Genomic DNA, 2101 nt, shown 5'->3' with positions numbered 1-2101 from the left:
CCCCCCCCCCCCCCCCCCCCCCCCCCCCCCCCCCCCCCCCCCCTCCCCCCCCCCCCCCCGCCCCCCCCCCCCCGCCCCGCGCGGGCGCCGGCGCGCCCCCCCCCCCCCCCCCCCCCCCCCCCCCGATGCGGAACGCCGGATCGATCAGGGGAGAACCTGCGGGACCACGTCCGGGTTGGTCGCGCCGACCAGCGCGCCGATCAGGCCGCCGAGGATCGGCCCGCCGGACCCGGTGAAGAAGCCCACGGCCGACCCGATCGCGGCACCCGCGGCCGCACCGTTCAGCACCGGATCCGGGTACTGGGCGTTCGGGTTGGTGGTGATGTCCTCGCTCTGCAGCGGGACGCCCGCGACGGGCGCGGCCTGCGGAGCCTCGGCCGCGGCACCGCCGGCGAACACGGCCACGGCGGCCACCGGCAGCGCGATCACGGTGAACGCCTTGACCAGGGTATTGCGAATCATTCTCATCCTTACCTTCCAGCCCTCAGCGTTTCGAGGGCACAACTCATGCACCGACCCCGCCCCGCCCACCCGAGCACCGTGTAGCACGCACAAGCCCAAGCGCGGACAGTTATTGCGAGACAGGCGATTCCGCCTCCGTCGAAGCCCTACGGGCTCGGTTGATCGGTTGCCGGGGGCTCGGAGTATCGGGCGTTATAGGCGTCGATCAGCGGTTGGCCACCTACCGCAAGCAGTCCGAGCCCCGCACCGATGATTGCGCCAGGTACGACCGTGAACGGTGAGAGGATGAGCCCACCCAGTGGGAATGCGATAACGCCGCCGATGATGCCGCCGACGATAGCGCCGGGAAGTGCTCGCTGTAGTTCAGCGTTCCAGCGTTGCTCCGCCTCTGGAGTCGCCGCTGCCGGTGTCGCCGAGGCTATGTCTGCTGGGTCGAGGGTTCGAAGACCTGGCGGCGCAGCGGGATCGTTGCCGACCGGTTCCGACACGGCGCTGTTCTGGATCGGGGCCGATGTGTCAGCCGCGTTCGACTGCGCCACTCCCGTGGACAAACCCGTGATAGCTACTGCGAGACAGAGGGCTGTAGCAAATCTGTTCATTATCGCCTCGAGTCGAGAACTGTTGTCATCATCGGACGAGACCGGCGCCCGCACCGACCAAGCCTCCGGCCGTGCCGTTCAGTGCGCCCAGAATGAGGCAAGCAGGGATCGACATAACCCCCAGGCTCGCAAGGCCCGCGACCGCTCCGACGGCACACCCGACCGTGGCGCCCACGGCCGCACCTGCGATGGCCGAAGAGGCCACGGTGTCGGCTCGGCTCGGAGGGAGGCCGACAGATCGCGCAAACTGTGAGATCTGTGCCTCTGGAACTGCTGTGGTCGCGTTGATCCCGTCGATCTGCTCGGGCGCGAGGAACTCGGGTGCGGGAGTGGTCAGGTCACCGGCGCGCAGTTGTCTTGGGGGCGGCACGATCTGGGCGACGGGTGGTGACGGTTCGGGCGCATGTAGCGCCTGGGGCTCTACTGGAGCGACATAGTCGCGCTGCGGGACCGAGCGGTATTGGGCGAAGTCGGTTTCCGGGGCTATGCCGCGGCGGTCGTCTTGGGGCGCCACGTAGGACATCGGGGGTGGGGTTTTGGGGTGGGCGGGGGTGGTGACGCCCGGTTGTACGGCGCCCGGGCCCTGTTGGGGGGTGCCGGGGCTCGGTTGGTTGGGGGTGGTGACGCCGGGCTGTGGTGCGATGAATTGGGCCGGTGCCGCGTGGGCGATGGTGCTGCCGGTGGCGATGGCGGTCATCGGTACCACCGTTGCCGCGGCGCGCAATGCCAGGCGCTGGGTCGTTGTCTGTCTTCGATGCTTCGCCACGCGAAGTCCCCCACTTTCCTCATCTCGGTAGAGCGCATGCGAGGGACGGGAATTCGCTGCTCGCGACGAGCCGCGGAAGTCCTCCCCCGAATGCGTGGCGTGATGCTACCGCATTCGGGCGGAATGGACAGCCTGTGTCAGGTGCCTTGTGCGGTGCGGGTTTCGGTGCGGAGGAGGCGTGAGAAGCCGGAGGGGGGGGGGGGGGGCGGGGGGGGGCGGCGCGCCCCCCCCCCCCCCCCGGGCGACAGCCCCACGCACGGACAGCCGCGCGCCG

Annotated in this window: 2 protein-coding genes; both read right to left on the bottom strand. The window is 70.4% G+C overall.

From position 1 onward, the window contains the following. Window positions 1-144: 144 nt before the first annotated feature. A complete protein-coding gene (locus QH290_RS15960; protein WP_280265323.1) occupies window positions 145-462 on the bottom strand; it encodes a glycine zipper domain-containing protein in 318 nt (105 codons plus the stop codon). A gap of 627 nt (window positions 463-1089) precedes the next feature. Further along, window positions 1090-1758 (bottom strand): hypothetical protein, encoded by a 669-nt coding sequence (locus QH290_RS15955; RefSeq protein ID WP_280265324.1) that lies wholly within the window; start codon window positions 1756-1758, stop codon window positions 1090-1092. Between the last annotated feature and the right edge of the window lie 343 nt (window positions 1759-2101).

Origin of the sequence: Nocardia wallacei (assembly GCF_029869545.1) — a bacterium.
GTDB classification, from domain to species: domain Bacteria; phylum Actinomycetota; class Actinomycetes; order Mycobacteriales; family Mycobacteriaceae; genus Nocardia; species Nocardia wallacei_A.
This window is presented reverse-complemented; position numbering and strand designations above follow the sequence as displayed.

Excerpts from the sequence above, each read along its gene's own strand:
- QH290_RS15960 (WP_280265323.1), bottom strand. The coding sequence starts at position 462 with ATGATTCGCAATACCCTGGTCAAGGCGTTCACCGTGATCGCGCTGCCG.
- QH290_RS15955 (WP_280265324.1), bottom strand. The coding sequence starts at position 1,758 with ATGACCGCCATCGCCACCGGCAGCACCATCGCCCACGCGGCACCGGCC.